This is a genomic window from Nocardia sp. NPDC055029 (genome assembly GCF_053608525.1).
Window position 1 is genome coordinate 1 of record NZ_JBSGVQ010000091.1, and the last position, 1,178, is coordinate 1,178.

The 1,178-nt window shown below is 65.3% G+C and carries 1 protein-coding gene; it reads left to right on the top strand.

Annotated features, from left to right (window positions below; translation table 11 throughout):
- Window positions 1-781: helix-turn-helix domain-containing protein (locus ACWF9G_RS34310; protein ID WP_452520389.1), on the top strand; the 781-nt coding region annotated here is incomplete at its 5' end.
- Between the last annotated feature and the right edge of the window lie 397 nt (window positions 782-1,178).

Here is a 1,178-nt window from a genome sequence, read left to right on the forward strand (position 1 = left end):
GGGCGAATTCGACGGCCCCCAACGCCTGAATTTCGACGTGCTCATCCGTATCGACAGCGGCTCGAGCTTCCACACGGTGGACTTCACCGGCTTCCTCCTCGAGCCCGGCGACCTACTGTGGGTGCGCGCCGGGCAGGTCCAGCAGTGGGATGACATCGACGCCATCGACGGACCGGTCTTCTTGTTCTCCCCCGCGGCAATCGACGACCTCACCCACACCCTCATCCGCAGCGCCGCCGTGGCCGTTCCGAACCATTGGCCCGCAACGGATTTCACACATACCGCCGCAGCCGCCGCGTTCACCGCGGCAGCCACTGCGGCGGCTACCGGCGCCACCCCACTGGGCAGGGTCGCCTCAACCCGGCTGCTCGGGGCAACACTGCTGCTCCTGGCCGCCGAGCAACCGGCTGGTAGCGGCAAGATCCGGACGGCCAGCCACGACGCTTTCCTTCGGTTTCGCGACGAGATCGAGGCCGGCTTCCGCACCCACCACAAGGTCACCGAATACGCTGCTCGCCTCAGCTATTCGACCCGTACTTTGAATCGTCTAGCTCGGGAGAACACCGGTCTGTCCGCCAAGGAACTCATCGACGAGCGCGTAATCCTCGAGGCCAAGCGCCTGCTCGCACACAGCCCGGACACCGTCACCCGCATCGCAGAACACCTCGGCTTCGACGACCAGTCCAACTTCGCCAAGTATTTTCACCACCGCACCGCAACTACGCCCATCGAATTCCGCACCCGCATCGGCGACCACATCGACCACCCAGCGAACGACTGATGCCGATGACATCCCGAACGCCGACCAGATCGAGCCATACGACGATCACAGCCTGGCAGCTCTGATCCTGAAGCGCTGAAGCCGGTGTCCGCACCTGGCGGCGTTGGCGATCGCTGCGGTTTCGGCTGTCGTCCCCATGGCGCACATCGACGCGGCCACGCGCGACAGGCCGGTCTGTTCGGACTACTCGGCGCCGTCGCAGAATCAACCGACGTGCGGTTGCCCTATCGGCAGTATCAAGATCGTTGACGAGAAGGCCTCCTGCGGAGACTCACTCGGCGCTGCGCTGGGCGGTTGTCAAGGCGTGGTCCAGCAGGGTCTTGGCAGCTACTCGGGCATGACGTGCGGGTTCCGGAGTCCCGGTGATGGCCGCGGTGGTTTGGGCGCCCTCTGCGAG